The organism is Lysobacter sp. Soil_N_23 (genome assembly GCF_057656135.1).
Genome location: NZ_JBDGKY010000008.1, coordinates 1 through 18,687 on the forward strand (window position 1 = coordinate 1; position 18,687 = coordinate 18,687).

15 protein-coding genes and 1 pseudogene are annotated in these 18,687 nt (G+C 65.9%); 7 read left to right on the top strand and 9 right to left on the bottom strand.

Annotation, left to right across the window (positions count from 1 at the left end):
- Positions 1–161: 161 nt before the first annotated feature.
- The 5 genes from AC3A3X_RS07905 to AC3A3X_RS07925 all read right to left on the bottom strand — a co-directional run bounded on the left by AC3A3X_RS07905 (position 162) and on the right by AC3A3X_RS07925 (position 7,042).
- Positions 162–1,487, bottom strand: a complete 1,326-nt coding sequence (locus AC3A3X_RS07905) for an amino acid permease (RefSeq protein WP_487582479.1) — start codon at positions 1,485–1,487, stop codon at positions 162–164.
- A 4-nt stretch (positions 1,488–1,491) separates the two neighbouring features.
- The gene (locus tag AC3A3X_RS07910; RefSeq protein ID WP_487582480.1) at positions 1,492–3,798 is read right to left on the bottom strand and encodes an Orn/Lys/Arg family decarboxylase; all 2,307 of its coding nucleotides are present in this window, start codon (positions 3,796–3,798) and stop codon (positions 1,492–1,494) included.
- Positions 3,799–3,897: 99 nt separating this feature from the next.
- Positions 3,898–5,289: a DcaP family trimeric outer membrane transporter gene (locus AC3A3X_RS07915; protein ID WP_487582481.1), complete on the bottom strand. Its 1,392-nt coding sequence runs from the start codon at positions 5,287–5,289 to the stop codon at positions 3,898–3,900.
- A gap of 305 nt (positions 5,290–5,594) precedes the next feature.
- On the bottom strand, positions 5,595–6,497 hold the full coding sequence (locus AC3A3X_RS07920) for a cation diffusion facilitator family transporter (RefSeq protein WP_487582482.1): 903 nt from the start codon (positions 6,495–6,497) through the stop codon (positions 5,595–5,597).
- Between the two features lie 101 nt (positions 6,498–6,598).
- On the bottom strand, positions 6,599–7,042 hold the full coding sequence (locus AC3A3X_RS07925) for a copper chaperone PCu(A)C (RefSeq protein ID WP_487582483.1): 444 nt from the start codon (positions 7,040–7,042) through the stop codon (positions 6,599–6,601).
- A gap of 143 nt (positions 7,043–7,185) precedes the next feature.
- Between AC3A3X_RS07925 and AC3A3X_RS07930 the strand changes: the two genes are divergently transcribed.
- The gene (locus AC3A3X_RS07930) at positions 7,186–7,971 is read left to right on the top strand and encodes an enoyl-CoA hydratase/isomerase family protein (protein ID WP_487582484.1); all 786 of its coding nucleotides are present in this window, start codon (positions 7,186–7,188) and stop codon (positions 7,969–7,971) included.
- A gap of 46 nt (positions 7,972–8,017) precedes the next feature.
- Here the strand turns inward: AC3A3X_RS07930 and AC3A3X_RS07935 are convergent, their stop codons facing one another.
- The 4 genes and pseudogenes from AC3A3X_RS07935 to AC3A3X_RS07950 form a co-directional block, all read right to left on the bottom strand.
- Positions 8,018–9,307, bottom strand: coding sequence for a substrate-binding domain-containing protein (locus tag AC3A3X_RS07935; RefSeq protein ID WP_487582485.1), 1,290 nt, complete (start codon positions 9,305–9,307; stop codon positions 8,018–8,020).
- 141 nt (positions 9,308–9,448) lie between these two features.
- Positions 9,449–10,336 (bottom strand): sulfurtransferase, encoded by an 888-nt coding sequence (locus AC3A3X_RS07940; protein WP_487582486.1) that lies wholly within the window; start codon positions 10,334–10,336, stop codon positions 9,449–9,451.
- A pseudogene (locus tag AC3A3X_RS07945) lies at positions 10,333–11,150 on the bottom strand (NUDIX hydrolase). The gene AC3A3X_RS07940 and the pseudogene AC3A3X_RS07945 overlap by 4 nt, the downstream one beginning before the upstream one ends.
- A 260-nt stretch (positions 11,151–11,410) precedes the next feature.
- Positions 11,411–12,097 (bottom strand): FKBP-type peptidyl-prolyl cis-trans isomerase N-terminal domain-containing protein, encoded by a 687-nt coding sequence (locus AC3A3X_RS07950; RefSeq protein WP_487582487.1) that lies wholly within the window; start codon positions 12,095–12,097, stop codon positions 11,411–11,413.
- Between the two features lie 248 nt (positions 12,098–12,345).
- On the opposite strand from AC3A3X_RS07950, the gene AC3A3X_RS07955 reads away from it, so the two are divergent.
- From AC3A3X_RS07955 to pstS (AC3A3X_RS07980), 6 genes are all read left to right on the top strand, one after another.
- Positions 12,346–13,128, top strand: a complete 783-nt coding sequence (locus AC3A3X_RS07955) for an enoyl-CoA hydratase/isomerase family protein (RefSeq protein WP_487582488.1) — start codon at positions 12,346–12,348, stop codon at positions 13,126–13,128.
- Positions 13,128–13,550 (top strand): hypothetical protein, encoded by a 423-nt coding sequence (locus tag AC3A3X_RS07960; RefSeq protein WP_487582489.1) that lies wholly within the window; start codon positions 13,128–13,130, stop codon positions 13,548–13,550. The genes AC3A3X_RS07955 and AC3A3X_RS07960 overlap by 1 nt, the downstream gene beginning before the upstream one ends.
- Positions 13,551–13,568: 18 nt before the next feature.
- The gene (nth, locus tag AC3A3X_RS07965) at positions 13,569–14,282 is read left to right on the top strand and encodes an endonuclease III (protein ID WP_487582490.1); all 714 of its coding nucleotides are present in this window, start codon (positions 13,569–13,571) and stop codon (positions 14,280–14,282) included.
- A 166-nt stretch (positions 14,283–14,448) separates the two neighbouring features.
- Positions 14,449–15,732, top strand: a complete 1,284-nt coding sequence (locus AC3A3X_RS07970) for an OprO/OprP family phosphate-selective porin (RefSeq protein WP_487582491.1) — start codon at positions 14,449–14,451, stop codon at positions 15,730–15,732.
- Between the two features lie 178 nt (positions 15,733–15,910).
- The gene (gene pstS / locus AC3A3X_RS07975; protein ID WP_487582492.1) at positions 15,911–16,990 is read left to right on the top strand and encodes a phosphate ABC transporter substrate-binding protein PstS; all 1,080 of its coding nucleotides are present in this window, start codon (positions 15,911–15,913) and stop codon (positions 16,988–16,990) included.
- Positions 16,991–17,477: 487 nt separating this feature from the next.
- Positions 17,478–18,572, top strand: coding sequence for a phosphate ABC transporter substrate-binding protein PstS (pstS, locus tag AC3A3X_RS07980; protein ID WP_487582493.1), 1,095 nt, complete (start codon positions 17,478–17,480; stop codon positions 18,570–18,572).
- Positions 18,573–18,687 lie beyond the last annotated feature (115 nt).

The window sequence follows — 18,687 nt, forward strand, 5'->3', positions numbered from 1 at the left end:
CCGCATTCGGACAGGATGTCCGACTAAGGGGCGGAGCAATCCCCGGCCCGGCGGACGACGCCCCTCCGCAGACGCAAACCCAAAACGCAGAAGCACCAACAGCTCACTGCCTTCGGGACGACAAGCAAGCGGGAGAGAGCACCTCAACGTGGAGGTCCGCCTCAGCGCATCTTCGCGGCCACCCTCGCCGCACTGCGCCCGACCAGCGCATAGAACGGGATGCTCACCACCAGCACGATAAACGCATTGCGATCCAGTTCGGCCGACTGGCCAAGGATCACGCCGCCGCAATACACGCAGGCCAGCAGCCCTACCGCGATCAGCAGGCCGCGACGCGCCGCCGGCATCTCCAGGGTGGCATTGAGGCGCCACATCGCCACCACCGAATAGACGTAGGGGATCACCATCAGCACCACCGTGGCATTGGTGATACGGGTGAACTGGTCGGCGACCGTCGGCGAGACGGTGAGCACCAGCAGCGCAGTCATCAGCACGCCGGTGATGACCAGGTTGCGCGCCGGCATGCCGCGCGCATTCTTGACCGCGAACACCCGCGCGAACATCCCATCCTCGGCCGCAGCCTGCGCCGACTGCGCCACGATCAGGATCCAGCCGGTCAGCGCGCCGGCGGCTTTCGCGATCGCTGCCAGAGAAATGACGATCGCCCCCCACGGACCGAGCATGACCCGCGCCGCATCGGCGAACGGCGCACCCGACGCCTTCAGTTCGGCATTGCTGAGCAGCCCCATGATCACCGTGCAGCACACCACATAGATAAGCGTCGACACGACCAGCCCGATGATCGTGGCCAGCGGCACGTTGCGCTTCGGGTTCTCGATGACGCCGGCCGACACCGCCGCGCTCTCGACGCCGAGGAACGCCCACAGCGCGATCGACGCGCTATGCGTGATCGCCGAAGGCGCCGGCAGTGCACCGGGATTCCAGCCGGCCATGAACACCTCGGGACGGAACCAGAACCAGCCGAGCAATCCGATCACCGCGATCGGCAGGATGCCGGCGACGGTGGTGATCGCGGTGAACTGGCCGACGGCGTTGGCGCCGCGCAGGTTGAGCCAGATGAAGGTCCAGATCACCAGCGCCGTGCACGCACACGCCAGCCACGGATGGACCAGGAGCGGGAAGAACACCGCCAGATAGCCGGTGACCGAAACCGCGATGGCGATGTTGCCGATGACATTGGCCACCCAGTACAGGAAGTTGGTCTGGAACGCGGCGAACGGCCCCAGGTGATCGCGGGCATAGGCATACGGGCCGCCGGCCTTGGGGTCGACCATGCCCAGGTGGGCAAACACCAGACCGAGCGCGGAGGCACCGATCGCCGCCGCGATCCAACCGTAGATCGAGATGCTGCCGATCGAGGCCAGACTGGCCGGCAACAGGAAGATCCCGGTGCCGACCATGTTCGCCACCACCAGCGACGAGGCCCCGAGCAGCCCCATCTTGCCGCTGCCACCATGCGTCGCCATGGCCTCAGCCCTTCGTCAGGCACTGCACGTAGTACTCGCCGTCTTCCACTTCGACGCCGTGCGTGTCGTGGCCGAAGCCCGGGAACGCGGCGTCCCAGCCCTGCAGCGACTTCAGGTAACCGATGTGCGGGCCGTTGGCCGCACCGGCGGACTCGCCTGGCATGACCATCGGAATTCCCGGCGGATACGGCACGATGCTGGTGGCGACGGTGCGGCCGGCGAGCTTCGGCAACGGCACCCGCTCGACACGCCCGAGGATCAGCTCCTGATACGCATCGGCCGGCGTCAGCTTGATGTCCGGCATGTTCGAGTAGGCCTTCTGCAAGTGCGCCGTCTGCCCGCCCTTGCGCAGTTCGGCGAACATCTGGTCACCCAGTCCTCGCAGTCCCAGTCCCTCGTAGCGTTCCGGGTAGTCCTTCACCAGGTTCGGCATGACCCGGCCCAGCGACTGGTCGATGTCGTAGTCGCGCTTGAAGTCGAGCATCGCCGCCAGCAGCGTGCTCCACTTGGCCTTGGTGATGCCGATCGAGAACAGGAACAGCACGGCGAAGTCGCTGGTCTTCTCCACTTCGATGCCGCGCGCGTCCAGGTAGGCCGTCAGCAGCGAGGCCGGGAAGCCCTGCTTCTCCAGCTCGCCGTCATCGCCCATGCCCGGCGTCAGCACCGACACCTTGATCGGGTCGAGCATGCAGTAATCGTCTTCGAGCTTGTCGAAACCGTGCCAGCCATCGCCCGGATGCAGCACCCAGCACGACGGATCGGTGGCCAGCACTTCCGGCGGCGCGTCCTCGAAGGCGACGCGCTTGCCGCCGACCTTGACCTTGTCGGCGTTCCAGGTGCGGAAGAACCATTCCTTCTTTTTGGCGAATCCGGCGTTGATGCGGCCGACGGTCTGGCGGAAGCTGACCGCCTCGTCGATGCTCTCGCGCGTCAAGGCCAGGCCGCCGGCGCCGTCCATCATCGACGCGGCGATCTCGTTGGAGGCGATGATCGGATAGAACGGCGATGTCGAGCCGTGCATCATGAACGATTCGTTGAATCGCGCATGCGGAATCGGATCGCGACCATCGCGCACGTGGATGTAGGACGCCTGCGAGAACGCCGCCAGCAGCTTGTGGGTCGAGTGCGTGGTGAAGACCGTCGGTCCCTTGCGGTCGTGGTCGGCGGCCTTGCCGTGCATGCCAAGGCGTCCGGCATACAGCGGGTTGAAGCGCGCATAGCCGTACCAGGCCTCGTCGAAGTGGACGCGATCCACCCAGCCGCCGAGCTGCTCGAGCACGCGCGTGGCGTTGTAGCACAGGCCGTCATAGGTCGAGTTGGTCACCACCGCGAATACCGGCTGCTTGTCCTTGAGCCCCTTGCTGATCGGCGTGGAGGCGATGGCCTTGGTCAGATAGGCCTTGGCCAGGCGCTCCGGGTAGATCGGCCCGATCAGGCCGTAGCGGTTGCGCGACGGAACCAGGTACTGCGGCACGCCACCGGTCATGGTCAGTCCGTGCTCGATCGACTTGTGGCAGTTGCGGTCGCACAGCACGACCTTGTCGCGCGCGACGCAGGCCATGAAGATGATGCGATTGGAGGTCGACGAGCCATTGGTGACCGTGTAGCTGCGGTCGGAGCCGAACACGGTGGAGATGTACTTCTCGCTGGCGCCGATCGGACCGGTGTGGTCGAGCAACGAGCCCAGTTCGCCGACGCTGATCGACAGGTCGGTCTGGAATACGTGCTCGCCGTAGAAATCGTGGAATGCGCGCCCGGCCGGGTGCTTGAGGAACGCGGTGCCGCCGGTATGACCCGGCGTGTGCCACGAATACTCATGGACCTGGTTGAAGTTGTAGAGCGCACTGACCAGCGGTCCGAACAGGCCGCCTACATACTTTCCCACCGCCGCCATCACCCGGCCGCAGACGAAGGTGGATGCGTCCTCGAGCAACCAGACCAGTTCGTCGATGGCTTGCACCAGCTCGATCGTCAGCGACCGCGCCTTCTCGCGCTCGGTCAGCAGGAAGATCGGCACGAACTCGTTGCGTGCGCGGATCGTGGTAATCAGGTCAATGGCAGCGGAATTGCCGCGCTCCTTGCCATCCTCGTCGGGCAGCGACCAGTCGATCAGCATGGCCTGGATCGATGTGTCGGAAATGATCGTGGCGCGTGCATCCTCGACGTGGGTCGCGGTCACGGTCTCGACATTGCGGTCGTGGAATTCGTCGACCAGCATCTTGCAGGCGCGACCGCCGGCCGTGTCCGTGCCGATCTTCGCGTGGACGATGAGGACGCGGAACTTCTGACGCTGGGCACGGCGCTGAAGCATGACGATGCACTCCTGGCTCACGGATAGGACGCGACCTGCCCGCGTCCGGCGAATGTCGGGGTCCTGTCGCGCCGTCAGGTCAGCAGGCGTGCGCGCTCCTCAGGGGTTGAGGTCGTAACGGATCGTTGCCTGCAGGCGTTGCGCTTCGCCGTCGTTGTCGGCCAGGTCGGTGTTCTTGCCCCACAGGTACTCGACGCCGAGCATGGCGCGTTCGGAGAACTGCCAGGCCAGGTTGAGCGAGGCGAAGCGGGTGCTCTTGGGCAGGGTCGGATCGATCAGCATGTCCGCATCCGGACTGATGCGCAGGTAGCCGTACGAAGCACTGGAACTGACGTTGTCCGCCCAGCCGTGGGTGTAGCCCAGGCCCCAGCCGCGTGCCTCGATGGCCTCGAGCTCGGCCTGCGAATTGAAGGCCGCATCCAGTCCGAAACCGGAAATGTCCTGCAGGAAGTTCGCATAGCCCTCGCCATAACTGGCCCAGGCCTGGACGCTGTCGTTGTCGAACACGCCGCTGGCGAAGCTGAGCTGGGTGGCATAGGCGTTGGTGTTGCGCTGGTGGTCGTCGATCGCGGTCTGCACGCCCAAGTCGCGGAACAGGTTGGCCCACTGGATATGCCAGTCTGGCGTTTCCCAACGCAATCCCAGGGTCAGGTCCGGAACGCGCGAATACGTCTCGAAGTCGCCGATGAGGGCGATGTCGGCATTGGGCTTCTCCACCGACATCGGGATCGTCAGCTTGCCCTCGCCCGAGCGATACACGATCGGCGAGTAGCGCACCTGCGGCGTGTACTTGAAGGTGAAGGAGTTCGGACCCTCGTAGTCGAGGGTGTTCGGGAAGGCGTCGATGTCGGTGAATGCGGACAGGTAGTAGCCGGCGATCAGCGAGTAGTTCTTCGCTTCCAGTTCGCCGTACAGGTACTGCATGTTGTACGGCATGTCGCCGCTGCCGCTGCCGAAGAAGTTGTTCTTGTAGACCACCTTCATCAGGCCATAGTCGGTCTGGCGGCGGAAATCGAGGCGGAACACGCTCTGCCTGGCGCTCAGGTTGCTACGCGAATCGGAATCGTGGAATGGTTGACCCTGCACCGGTATGGACGAAGGCACGAACAGGTCCTTGGCGCCCATGAACTTGTTGTCGAACATCATGTCGAACTGCGCGACGACGTCGATCTTGATCAGGTTGCCGGTATCGCCGAGCTGGACATAACCCTCCGGAAGCGGCTCGGCCGTTGCCGGCAATGCCGACGGTGGGCGCGGCACGCGGGACACTTCGGTAGGTGGCAACGTCGCCGAGGAAATCAGCGGTGCCGGCACGGCCGTTGGGGCAGCCGGCGGTGGCGCGGCCTTGGCCTGCGCGGCCTCCTTCGATTCCAGTTCGTCCAGGCGCTGTTGCATCTTCTGCATCATCTGCTGCTGCTGTTGCAGCTGCTGGCGCATCTGCGAGATCTCTGCCTTCAACTGCTCGGACGAGGCCGTTGACTGGGCTTGCACAGGCAGCGCGCAGACTGCAGCACAAGCTGCAACTGCTACGGCCAGCGAGGAAGCTGCGAAATCATGTCGCATGATGCTTCTCCTCCCACAGGGTTCGCGTGGCACGGCGGCGCGAGGGCACAACTTAATGCGCCTTAACGTGAAGCGCCCGTGATTTCCCGATGGGCGGTTGTGCACTCTGAATTCACATTTGACGACGCGATCATCTCGCCGTCACAGAGTTGACAAGCGACGATCACATCCGGGGCATTACATCCGGGGCATTACATCCAGTGCATCACATCCAGTGCATCACATCCAGTGCATCACATCCAAGATCGGTCGCCGGTGAACTCGATCGTCAGCCAGAACTGCGGTGCGTTGGCGCCAAGGCGCGCGGCAATGTCCCTGCGGATCGCGTCGACGCGCGCGATCGGCCCGATCTCGTGATCGGCCGGCACCAGGATCAGGATCTCCACGAACCTGCCCCGCCCCACCTTCGCCACGTGGCTGGAGTACTCGAGGAAGCCGTGCTCGGCGACGACTTCGTCCATGACCTGCTTGACCTCGCGATCCAGGTCGCCAGGCGCAACCTGCAGGACTTCACGGATTGCGCGCCAGGTCGAGCGCATCGGCACAGCCAGCATCGCCAGCGCGATGCACAGGAGGATCGCCGGGTCGATGAAGGGCACCCAGCCCTCATGGCTTGTGCCTTTCATCGACACTGCGACGCCAAACCCCAGCAACAGGGCCAGGCTGAGTGAACCACTGACGAGCCAGGCGCGGGCATCGAGCGCCAGCAGATTCGACCCGAGCCGACGCGCGTGGCCGCGCATGTAAGCCGACATGCCCATGCCGACGATGCAGAGCACGCCAGCCCAGATCGCACCCAGGCCGTACGACACCTCGTTGCCGCCTGAGGTCAGCCCGATGATCGCGGTGAAGGCCGCATAGAGGCACGACAACGCGAGCGTGGCGCCGCCGAATGCCTCGACCATCGGCTCCAGGTGCCAGTAACCGAACTGGAAGCGACGACTGCCCTCAAAGGCCACCAGTCGCGACACGCTCAGCGAGGCCACGGTCAGCACCACGTCGACCAGGCTGTACATGCCGTCGAAGATGATCGCGTCGGAATTGACCAGCAGGCCGCTGGCGATACCGACGACGCCGACGACTATAGTGATTGCAATGGAAAGCTTGAGGAGACGCTGCTCGGGTCGGGTGTCCATCGAATCTCCGTGGTCGGGCGGAGTCGGATCATGGGAAGTGCCCGGATTGTGTTGCACCCGGCCGTGACGCCAGTGTCGGTGCCGGTGACGCTCTGCCCTGATCAGTCGCCCGCAGAGCGGACGACGAACTCGCCGAGCAGCTTGCCATCGTCCTTCAGGGCGAACTCGACCGCCACCTTGCTGCCCGGCTTGAGCGCCGCGCCCGGCTGCATCAGCATCAGGTGCATGCCACCGGGCTTGAGCACGGCGGACTCACCTGCGCCGATGCGCAACTCCGGCAGCGCGCGCATCCGGCTGACGCCGTCGACCACGCGGGTCTCGTGCAGCGACACATCGCCGAAGGCGACGCTGCTGACGGCGACGATCGTCACCGGCCTTGCGCACGGATTCTCGATGCGAGCGAAGCCGGCCATCATCGGCATCGCCACCGGCGGCATGCGCACCCAGCCATCACGCACGACGGGCGTGCACTCGCCTGCGCAGGCAGAGGAGGACAAGGCTGCGAGCAGGGCCAGCAACCCGGGGCGGATGCGCGATGCGTTCATGGGTCTATGATACTAGGGCAGCGCCGATCAACGCTCGTCCTGTCGTCCCGAGCGTAGCGAGGGATCTGCTTTATGCGGCGAGACAACAGGTCCCTCGCTGCGCTCGGGACGACATTGGACACTGATTCCATGAGCACCATTCAATGAGCGACCCCACCCGCATGATCCAGACCCATTCCGCCGACGGCATCGTCGAGATCCAGCTGGCGCGCGCGCCGGTCAATGCGCTCAACCCGGAGCTGTGCAATCAGCTGACCGCCGCGATCGGCAGCGCCGTCGCCGGCGGCGCGCAGGGACTCATCCTCAGCGGCAGCCCCAAGGTGTTCTCGGCCGGGCTCGACGTGCCCTACCTGGTCTCGCTGGGCAACGATCGCGATGCGCTGATGTCGGCCTGGGAGTCGTTTTTCCTCGCCGCGCGCACCTTGGCCGAATGCCCGGTGCCGATCGTGGCCGCGATCGGCGGCCATGCGCCTGCCGGCGGCTGTGTGCTGGCACTGTGCTGCGACTACCGGGTGATGGCGCGCAGCGAGGATCCGGCCAAGCCGTTCCGCATCGGCCTCAACGAAACCCAGGTCGGACTGGTCGTGCCGGTCGGCATCCTGCGCCTGATGCAGCGCGTGGTCGGCATCTACCAGGCTGAGCGCCTGGTCGTGGCCGGCGAGATGGTCGCTGCCGATCGGGCCGAGCGCCTCGGCCTTGTCGACGAGCTGGTCGACGCCGATCAGGTGGTCACACGTTCACGCCAGTGGCTCGGATCGCTGCTGGCATTGCCGCAGCCGGTGATGCGCCAGACCCGCGCCATCGCCCGCGCCGACCTGGTCGCCGCGCTGCAACCGGAACAGATCCAGCTGCCACGCTTCATCGATGCCTGGGGCGATCCGGCCACGCAGGCAGCGCTGCAGGCGCTGGTGGCGCGCCTGGGCAAGTAACGCGGCGAGGTGGCGAGCCAGCGCCGCCACCCTCACCTCGCAACACCTACAGCAGCCAGATCTCCACGCGCTCGTTGCGCAAGCGCGCGCGCGCATCCGCCGGCGCCTTCAACGGCACCTGTGCGCCCATTCCACGCGCATGCAGCACCGGCAGCCCCAGCGCCATCAACTCGTGCGCCACCAGGTCGGCGCGGTCGTTGCTCATCATCATGGTCGCCGCCACCGACGTGCTGGTGCCGACATCGGCGAAGCCCACCACCAGCAGCTGCCGCCCCTGGTTCACGGGCAGTTTCATGAAGGCAGCCAGGCGCTCGATGTCGCGCACCGAGCGGCTGTCGTACACGCTGCTGGCCACGCCGCTGTCGTTGTTGCCGGTGAAGTTGAAGCGCAGGCTGAGCGGAAGCCGCATGGCATTGCCGATCAGCGCCTTGTATTCGGCCGGACCGAACAGCGACGGCGGCTTGTAGCCCGGCCGCAATGTCACGCCCAGGTGACCTGCCGAGGCGACTGCGTCCTGGCCGTGCTGGCCCATCGCATACAGCGCGAAGCTGCGGCTCAGTGCGCCCATCATCTGGCTGCCGTACATGTACAGGCGACGCGTCAGCGGATAGTCCTCGCTGAGCACGTTCAAGCGCGTCGGCGCGACGGCACGACCGCCTTCGGCGATGGCCAATGGTTTGACGCCGGCGCCCCAGCGCTGGCGCAGCGTGATGAAGCCGATCGCCTGCGGGTCGGCCGCAACCGCGTCCAGCAGCGCCGGCCCGTCCGGATGCTGGCGGCTCATGCCGTAGGCGCTGCCTGCCATCACCTGCTCATCGACGAGGTCGCGCGCGGAGTTCGCACCCTTCACCAACTGCAGGCGCACCGGCCCCGGACGCCCACCGACCTCGCGCCAGTCGCGCACCTGTCCGGAGAACAGCCTGCGCAGCTGCGCGATGTCCAGGCGCGCGACCGGATTGTCGCGATTGACCACGACCGCGACGCCGTCGAGCGCCAGCACGAATTCCTGATCGTGCGAGGCGAGGTCGCCGAGCTGCCAACCCTCGTCGAGTTCGGCGGCGGTCGGCCGCCGCGTCATCATCGCAATCTGCGCTTCACCGGCGACCAGATCGGCGTAGCCCTGCTTCGTACTGCTGCCGGCGATCTCGACGATCAGCGGGAGGCCGTCGCGGACGGCGTGGATCTCGGTCGTCGCCGGCGCCGCCTGCACGCGACGGATGTCCTGATAGCCGATGTCGCGCAACCAGGCCTCGGCCACTGTCGGCACCAGTCGCGCACCCAGCGTCTGCGAACCGTGGATGCGCACCCGCTCGGCATCCACCTGCGCGTGCGCCATCGCGCACGTCCCGAGAATCAGCAAACCCCACACAAACCGTGCGATACGTGACATCGCGCACGCCCCCGATGCGAAAAACCGCAAGCATCGGGAGGTTTGATGACGTTCTTGTTACCGCGTGCGAATTCTTGTTACAGCTGGCTATTCGCCTGTCGCTTCGCCTGTCTCAATTTGGCGTGTCGGATCGCCGATCCATCCGCTCCATGATCCCTTGAACAACCGTGCACCCTTCAGGCCGGCATGCTCCATCGCCAGCAGCAGGTGGCAGGCGGTGACGCCAGAGCCGCACATCACCGCAACGTCGCTGGCCGGGCGACCGGCAAGCAGGGCCGACAGCTCGTCGGCAAGCTCATCGGCCGGTCGGAAGCGGCCATCGCGCATGCTCAGTGCATAGGGTCGGTTGCGCGCCCCGGGCACGTGGCCGGCGACGCGGTCGATCGGTTCGATGTCGCCGCGGAACCGCTCGTGCGCCCTGGCATCGAGCAACAGTCCGCCTGCGTCGAGGTGCGCCTGCACTGCGGCCGCATCGAGCAACCGGGATTCGTCGAACGTGCCGACGTAGCGGGTCGGCGTCGGCTGCGGCACGTCGGAGTCGACGGGCAGCCCCTGGGACTGCCAGTGCTCCCAGCCGCCGTCGAGCACGGCGACGCACTCGTGGCCAAGCATCCGCAACAGGAACCACACGCGTGCGGCCGCAAGGGCGCCGTCACCGGCGTCGTAGGCCACGACCTGGGTCTGCGGCGTGATGCCCCAGCGACCGAGTGCGGCGAGGAAGTCGTCGAGTTGCGGCCAGGGGTGGCGGCCGGCGTCGATCTGCAGCGCCGGCGCAGTGCCCTGCGGCGCGGAAAGGTCGCGCTCGAGATGCGCGTAGCGCGCCCCAGGAATGTGCGCCTCCCGGTACGCCGCTTCAGCGGTGGCGGGGGCACCCAGCCTGGAACGCGCATCGATCACGACCAGGTCGTTGCGGCCCAGCGCGGACGCCAGCTCCGCTGCGGAGATCAACGTGCCCCAGGATTGCGTCGTGCTCATGCGATGGCCTCAAGTCGTTGCCGCAGGTTCAACAGCATCGACGCGGTCGCGCCCCAGATGCGTTGCGCGGGATAGCGGTACTCCAGCACTTCGCGCGGGCGACCACGGAAGTCGAGCGTGTGCGTGGCCAGGTTGGCCGGATCGAGCAGGAACGACAGCGGCACCTCGAACACGTCGGCGACTTCGTTCGGGTCGGGACGGGCGACGTAGTCGTCGTCGAGCAGCGCGACCACCGGCTGCACGCGGAAGCCGGTGATGGTGGCCAGTGGATCGAGGAAACCCAATGGTGCGATCTGCGCCGAGGCCAGGCCGATCTCCTCGCAGGTTTCGCGCAAGGCCGTGGCGACGGCATCGGCGTCGTCGCGTTCGACGCGGCCACCGGGAAAGCTGACCTGCCCGGCGTGCTGACGCAGTGCATCGGTGCGACGGGTCAACAGCACCTGCGTGCCGCCGCTGCGGGGAACGAGTCCGACCAGTACTGCCGCCGGAACCGACACCGTTCCGTCCGGAACCAGGTCGTGCAGCTCGGCGAGATTCCAGCCCGGCCCTGGCGGCGGCGACAGCAATGGATACAGCGCGGCCATCAGGCCGGGACAGTCAGGCAGAACCGGTCCGGCTGGCACGGGCTTCACCCTCGTCTGTGCTCCCGTTCGGGCAAGGTGGTTTCCATCATGCGCAGGCGCTCGTCGTCGTTCATCTGCGGCCAGCGCGCGATCTCGGCACTGGTGCGATGGCAGCCGCTGCACAGGCCTTCATCGTCGAGTGCGCAGACGCCGATGCACGGACTGAGCACGGCGCGGAAGAGATTATTCATCAACTGACAACCGTAAGGCGGGAGAGCATGGGATACAACTGCCTTGGCAGTGGTTGCCCATAAAGACATTGAGCCGGCGTGGAGGCCGGCTCAATGGGTGGTGCGTTTGTCGCTGCGTCGTTCGCGCTTCGCGCGAAACTGGATCCCGGCTTTCGCCGGGATGACGAGCAGAAGCCTCAACAGCAAAAGCTGGATCCCGGCTTTCGCCGGGATGACGATTTGACAAAGCCGTGGCCGCGAAGCGGCCACGGGTCAAATCGTCACTTCACGCTGACCAGCTTCACTTCGAACTGGACGGCGACGTTCGGCGGGAACGGGGTGCGCGGGTCGGCGCCGTACGCCTTCTCCGGCGGCAGGGTGACTTCCCACTTCGAACCGGCCGGCATCTGCAGCAGTGCTTCGCGCATCGCCGCCATCTCGATCTCGCTGACCTTGATCGCCGGGATCGCCTGCGCCGGACGCGGCTGCTGCGGACGCTCGCCCCATGCGTAGGGACCTGCGACTTCCAGCTGCACCGTGTTGGCCTGGGTCGGCTTGGCGCCGGTGCCGGTCTCGATGACGCGGTACTGCACGCCGCTCGGAAGCGACTTCACGCCAGCCTTGGCCTTGTTGGCGGCGATGAAGCCGTCGCTCTTGGTCTTGTTGGTCGCCGCCGCCTTGTCCCACTCGGCCTTGGCCTTGGTCTGCTGGCGCTGCTGCATGTTCTGCACGGCGGTGCGCAGCTGGTCGACCGGAACGGTCGGCTGCTTCTTGCCGTAGCCGTCCTGCAGGCCCTTGATGATGGTGTTCACATCGACCTGCTCGCCGCTTTCAACAGCGTTGCGACCGAGGTCATAGCCGAGGGCATAGCTGAGCTTGCCTTTCTCGGTCGAAGTGTCCTGCGCGACGGCGTTGCCGGCGGTCAGTGCCAGGGCCGCAACGGCGGCAGCAATCAAACGCAACTTCATTCGGTGGAATCTCCGTAATGGATCGAGGGGCGGGTTGGCCGCACCGTCTGTGTAAAGCCTGATGTGTGAAGCCCGCACCGGTCGAATCGGCCCGGATGGACGCGCTAGGATAACGGCGCCAAGGCTTAATCGCCACTGATGCCGCCCTGCTCTGACAGCGCTCCTTGCCGGGAGTTCCGTAGAAGTCATCGGCGGCCCGGAACCGACTCCAGATCCGCCTCAGAATCCTCTCAGCGAACCCCACCGACATGTCTGAAACGCCCGTCCTGATTGCCGATCGTGGCCCCGTACGCCTGATCACCGTGAACCGCCCGGACAAGCTGAATGCGCTCAACGCGCAGACCCTGGACGCCCTGCTGGCCGCCTTCGAGGCCGCCGAGGCCGAGCCGGAGGTCCGTTGCGTCGTCCTGACCGGGGCCGGATCCAAGGCCTTCGTGGCCGGCGCCGATATCTCCCAGATGAATACCCTGACGCCGGTCCAGGGTCGGGACTTCTCCCTGCGCGGCCAGAAGCTGATGCGCCGGATCGAGAAAATGCCCAAGCCGGTCATCGGCATGATCAATGGCTTCGCCCTGGGGGGCGGGCTCGAGCTGGCCATGTCCTGCCACCTGCGGATCGCCGCCGACAACGCCAAGGTCGGCCAGCCCGAGGTCAACCTGGGGCTGATCCCCGGCTTCGGCGGCACCCAGCGCCTGCTGCGCCTGGCCGGCCGTGCCGCGACCCTCGAGCTTTGCCTGGCCGGCGCGCCGATCGATGCAGCGCGTGCGCGCGAGCTGGGCATCGTCAATCGCGTGGTCGCCGCTGCCGAGCTGGAAACGGAAACGATGAAGCTCGCCGACCAGTTGGCGGCTTCCGCGCCGCTGGCGCTGCGCGGCGTGCTCGACTGCGTCAACGTCGGCGGCGAATGCGGCATCGAGGAAGGCCTCGAGTACGAAACCGCGCAGTTCGGCCTGATGTTCTCCACCGCCGACATGCGCGAAGGCACTGCCGCTTTCCTGGAGCGGCGCAAGCCGAGCTTCAGCGGTCAGTGATGGCAACCGCCTTCAACGATGCCTGCGTTTGCGGTTGCCGCGATGGCGCAGGCACAGGCACAGCGGTGCATGCGATTGCCGCTGCGCTCGCCGAGGATGACCTCGATCGCGCAATCACGCTCGGCCTGATTGCAGTCGATCCCCTCGCGTGCGCCAGCTGCAGCGGCGACTGCCGCGCACGCCTGCAAGCTGTGCGCAGCGAACGGATGCAGGCACTGGCCGCACGCGAGCGCTACCGCGCCCGCAACGCACGCCTTGAGCGACGCGCCCGTGAGCGCGCCGAGCATCGAGCCGCGGCGGTGCCTGCGGCTGCTGGCTTCTCCACCGATGCACCGACACCGGCTGCAACCTCCCTGCCCTCGGCCGCCGCTGCCGCGCTGGCGCGTGCGCGCGCCAAGGCCGCCGCGCGTCACAAGCCCTGACCAGACCCCGCCCACCGCATGCCAGTCGCCAAAGCGAAAAAAGCCGCTTCGACACGAACCCGTCGCAGCAGCCGCCTGCGTGCCGCGGAAATCGAAACGATGTTCGCCCGCCTCAAGGCGCTCGATCCCAGCCCGAAGACCGAGCTGGAATTCACCACGCCCTACGAACTGCTGGTGGCCGTGACCCTGTCGGCGCAGGCGACCGATGTCGGCGTCAACAAGGCCACCCGCAAACTGTTCCCGGTGGCGAACACCCCCCAGGCCATCGCCGCCCTCGGGGTCGAGGGCCTCAAGCCGTACATCGCCACCATCGGCCTGTTCAATACCAAGGCCGCCAACGTGGTGGCCATGGCCCGGCAGTTGCTGGACCACCACGGTGGCGAAGTCCCGCGCGACCGGGCTGCCCTCGAAGCCCTGCCCGGGGTCGGCCGCAAGACCGCCAACGTGGTGATGAACACCGCCTTCGGCGAACCGACCATGGCCGTGGACACCCATATCTTCCGCGTCGCCAACCGCACCGGCCTGGCCCCGGGCAAGACCGTGCGGGCGGTCGAGGACGGCCTGCTCAAGGTCGTGCCGGCGCAGTACCTGCATGACGCCCACCACTGGCTGATCCTGCACGGCCGCTATGTCTGCAAGGCGCGCAAACCGGACTGCCCGCACTGCGTCCTGCGCGATCTGTGTCGTTTCAAGGAAAAGACAGCCGGGGAACCCGACCGTCTGTCGGAATGACCGTCAGGCCTCGCTGGGCCCGATAACGACTGGTCACGGCCATGGCTGCCGGCTGGCGGCGGTAATGCCAACGTCATCCCGACGAAATAAGTCAGGACTGTCATATTTACGCAACTTTCACACCCTAGCCTGCGCAGCGTCTTCCAACGCCCCAAGGGCTACGTCCATGAAACTGTCTCGCAGCACCCTTTCCGTCGCGCTGCTCGCCGTCCTCGCCGCTCCTGCCGCCCACGCCGAAATCGCTTTCGACGTCATCGGTGGTTCCGAGATCTCGTTCGAGGGCCTGGTCCAGGCCGACTACAACTACTTCGACAACGATTTCGCCAACCTCAACGGCGATGCCCCGGACGGCAAGGACAGCGACAACGAAATGCGTCGCGCCGAACTCGTGCTCAAGGGCAAGGGCCCGGGCAACATCGACTGGGTCGTCGGCTACGACGCCAAGGCCGACAAGTGGCTGGACGTCAACGCCAAGTACAAGCTCGGCGGCGATGCCAACCACTGGTTCCAGGCCGGTCAGTTCAAGCAGCCCAACAGCCTGGAAGAACTGTCGTCGACCAAGAACAACGACTTCATCTCCAAGTCGCTGGTCACCAACACCTTCGGCATCGCCCGTCGCCTCGGCGCCGCTTACCACTACGGCACCAACGACTGGGGCCTCACCGCCAGCTACTTCACCCGTGAGCTGACCGAGCATCCGGCTCCGACGCCGCACGGCCCGGGCTTCGGCTTCCGCGGCAACTGGGCGCCGATCAACGAGAAGGGCAACATCTTCCACCTCGGCCTGTCCTACATCGATTACGACACCTTCACCGACACGGTCCGCATCCGCGCCCGTCCGGACGCCGACCTGGCCGGCCAGCGCATCGTCGACTCCGGCAACCTGACCAATGCCGACCGCCAGTCGACCATCGGTGCCGAGGCGATGTGGGTGACCGGTCCGTTCAAGCTGCAGGGTGAGTACATGCAGTCGACGGTCGACCGTTACAACAACGGCAACGCCCGCCAGTCGAACGACTTCGACAGCAACAGCTGGTACATCAGCGGCCTGTGGAACATCACCGGCGAGACCTGGGGCTACAAGGACGGCGTGCCGACCACCCCGCTGCCCGACAGCCCGGCTTCGGGCATGTGGCAGGTTGGCGCCCGCTTCGACACGATCGACCTGGACGACGGCACCGCCATCGCCGGCGCCACCCCGACCGACTCTTCGATCATCGACGGCGTGCTCGGTGGCCAGATGGACACCTGGACCGTTGGCGTCAACTGGTACTGGCGCTCGAACTTCAAGTTCATGCTGAACTACGTGATGGTCGACAGCTCGCGCTACTTCGTCCGCACGCCGGCCGCTCCGTACGCCGACAACCCGGCCAACAACAACGTGCTGGTCAACCGCAAGGTCGACGACAACCCGAACATCCTCGAAGCCCGCGTCCAGCTGTACTGGTAAGCATCACGGGGGCCCGCTCTTCCGGGCCCCCTGTTTTTCCCGGCTTCCGACAATCTGCTGCCTCTTTCCTCCCCCTCGGGCGCGGCTCAGCCGTGCCCATTTTTTTTGGGGGTTTCTGTTTCACCTGTCACGCCGGTGTCACATAGCCGTCCCGGCACTGTCATCGAACCGTTATCAAATGCGCCCCGTACGGGTACGGCCAAAGTCAAACCCGTTGTCGTCACTCCAGGAGACCACTGTGTTCAAATCCATCCAGTTCCGCCTCGCCGCCCTCGCGCTGGCGACGGCATTCGTAGCCAACGCGCAGGCCGCCGACGTCACCGGTGCCGGCGCGTCGTTCGTGTATCCCGTGATGTCGAAGTGGTCGGCCGACTACGCCAAGGCCAACGGCAAGCGCGTCAACTACCAGTCGATCGGTTCCGGCGGCGGCATCGCCCAGATCAAGGCCGCGACGGTCGATTTCGGCTCCTCCGATGCTCCGCTCAAGCCCGAAGAGCTGGCCCAGCATGGTCTGGCGCAGTTCCCGTCGGTGATCGGCGGCGTGGTGCCGGTGGTCAACCTGCCGGGTGTCACCTCCGGTGCGCTCAAGCTCGACGGCGAGACCCTCGCCAACATCTTCCTGGGCAAGATCAAGACGTGGAATGACCCGGCGATCGTCGCCCTCAACGGCGGCGTGCAGCTGCCGTCGAAGAAGATCACCGTCGTGCATCGTTCGGACGGTTCGGGCACCACCTTCAACTTCGTCAACTACCTGTCCAAGGTCAGCCCGCAGTGGAAGAGCGGCGTCGGTGAAGGCACCGCCGTCAAGTGGCCGGTCGGCATCGGTGGCAAGGGCAACGAAGGCGTCGCCGCCTACGTCAAGCAGATCTCCGGTGGCATCGGCTACGTCGAGCTGTCCTACGCGCTGCAGAACAAGATGGCCTATTCGCGCCTGAAGAATCCGGCCGGCAACTTCGTCCTGCCGTCGGACGAGACCTTCCAGGCCGCCGCCGCCAGCGCTGACTGGGCCAGCGCCAAGGACTTCTACCTGGTCATGACCAACGCTCCGGGCGAGAACTCCTGGCCGATCACCGCCACCAACTTCATCCTGATGTACAAGCAGCCCAAGAACGCCGCCGGCGCCAAGAACGCCAAGGAATTCTTCCGCTGGGTCTACACCAATGGCGATGCCCAGGCCAAGGCACTCGACTACGTGCCGCTGCCGGACGCGCTGGTGCAGCAGATCGAGCAGTACTGGTCGACGAACATGAGTTACTGAGCCTTCCAGCTCGGGCAATATCCAAAAAGCGGGCCTTCGGGCCCGCTTTTTTGGTTCCTCTTCCGTTTTGTGAAAGTTGGCGTTGCTTGTCGTCCCGAACGCAGGGACCTGCTGTTGCTGTTGTGTGTTGGGCTTGCGTCTGCGGACGACGCTTTGGGTATTTCGTTGCCCGGTCTTCGGCGGCCCTCACCCCAACCCCTCTCCCGCAAGCGGGAGAGGGGCTTAACACCGTCATCCCCGCGAAGGCGGGGACCCAGCGTCGTTGCTCGATGCCCGTCATTCCCGCGAAGGCGGGAACCCATGGACGTAGCTCCCCCGCGCTTCGCGAGCCCCCCCTACAGTGCTGCTCCGGGGCCTCCCGGCTTGGCTACAGAAATGTGACGGTTCCATGTCATCGGGGTGTAACAAAAAGATCATCAAATGGCGCAGCCCGGGGCGAGAGCCTTGGATTCCCGATTCATATCTCCCTCCCCATACGGAGTTGCGCATGAACACGACGACGGCCCGCGTTGCCGCCCTCGCCCTCGCCTTCGCCATTGCCCTGACCGCGACCGCCTGCAAGCCGGCCGGCGAGGCACAGGCACCTGCTGGCGATACCAGCACGTCAGCCGCAGCTCCCGCTGGCGACAAGGTCGCCGCGCAGATCACCGGCGCCGGCGCGACGTTCATCTACCCGCTGATTTCGAAGTGGTCGGACGACTACAACAAGACCACCGGCGCCAAGGTCAATTACCAGTCGATCGGCTCCGGCGGCGGTATCGCCCAGATCAAGGCCGGCACCGTCGACTTCGGGTCCTCCGACAAGCCGCTGACGACCGAAGACCTGGCCGCGGCCGGTCTTGGACAGTTCCCCTCCGCCATCGGCGGCGTGGTGCCGGTGGTCAACATCGAAGGCATGGAGCCGGGCAAGCTGCGCCTGACCGGCGCGCTGCTGGCCGACATCTTCCAGGGCAAGGTCACCACCTGGAACGACCCGGCGGTCGCCGCGGTCAACCCGGGCGTCACCCTGCCCTCGACCAAGATCAACATCGTCCACCGCTCCGACGGTTCGGGCACCACCTTCAACTTCACCAACTACCTGTCCAAGGTCAGCCCGACCTGGAAGAGCGGGATTGGCGAGGGCACCACGGTGAAGTGGCCTGGTGGCGTCGGCGGCAAGGGCAACGAAGGCGTGGCCTCGTACGTGCAGCAGATCAAGGGTTCGGTCGGCTATGTCGAACTGGCCTACGCCGTGCAGAACAAGATGACCTACACCTCGCTGCAGAACGCCGCCGGCAACTGGGTGCAGCCCAATGCCGAAAGCTTCCAGGCTGCCGCTGCCGGTGCCGACTGGGCCAACGCCAAGGACTTCAACCTGGTGATCACCAACGCCAGTGGCGCACAGGCCTGGCCGATCACCGCGACCAATTTCATCCTGATGTACAAGCAGCCCAAGGACGCCAAGCGCAGCGCCGACACGCTCGCCTTCTTCAAGTGGGCCTTCGAGAACGGCCAGACGCAGGCGCAGTCGCTGGACTACGTGCCGCTGCCGCCGGCGCTGGTACAGCAGGTGGAAGCGTACTGGGCCGCGGAATTCAAGTGACGAACTGGCCCGTGTCCGCAACGCGGACACGGCTTTGCCAGTTCGTCATCCCCGCGAAGGCGGGGATCCAAGGACCTGGAAGGTGCTCTTGCGTCATCCCCGCGAAGGCGGGGAT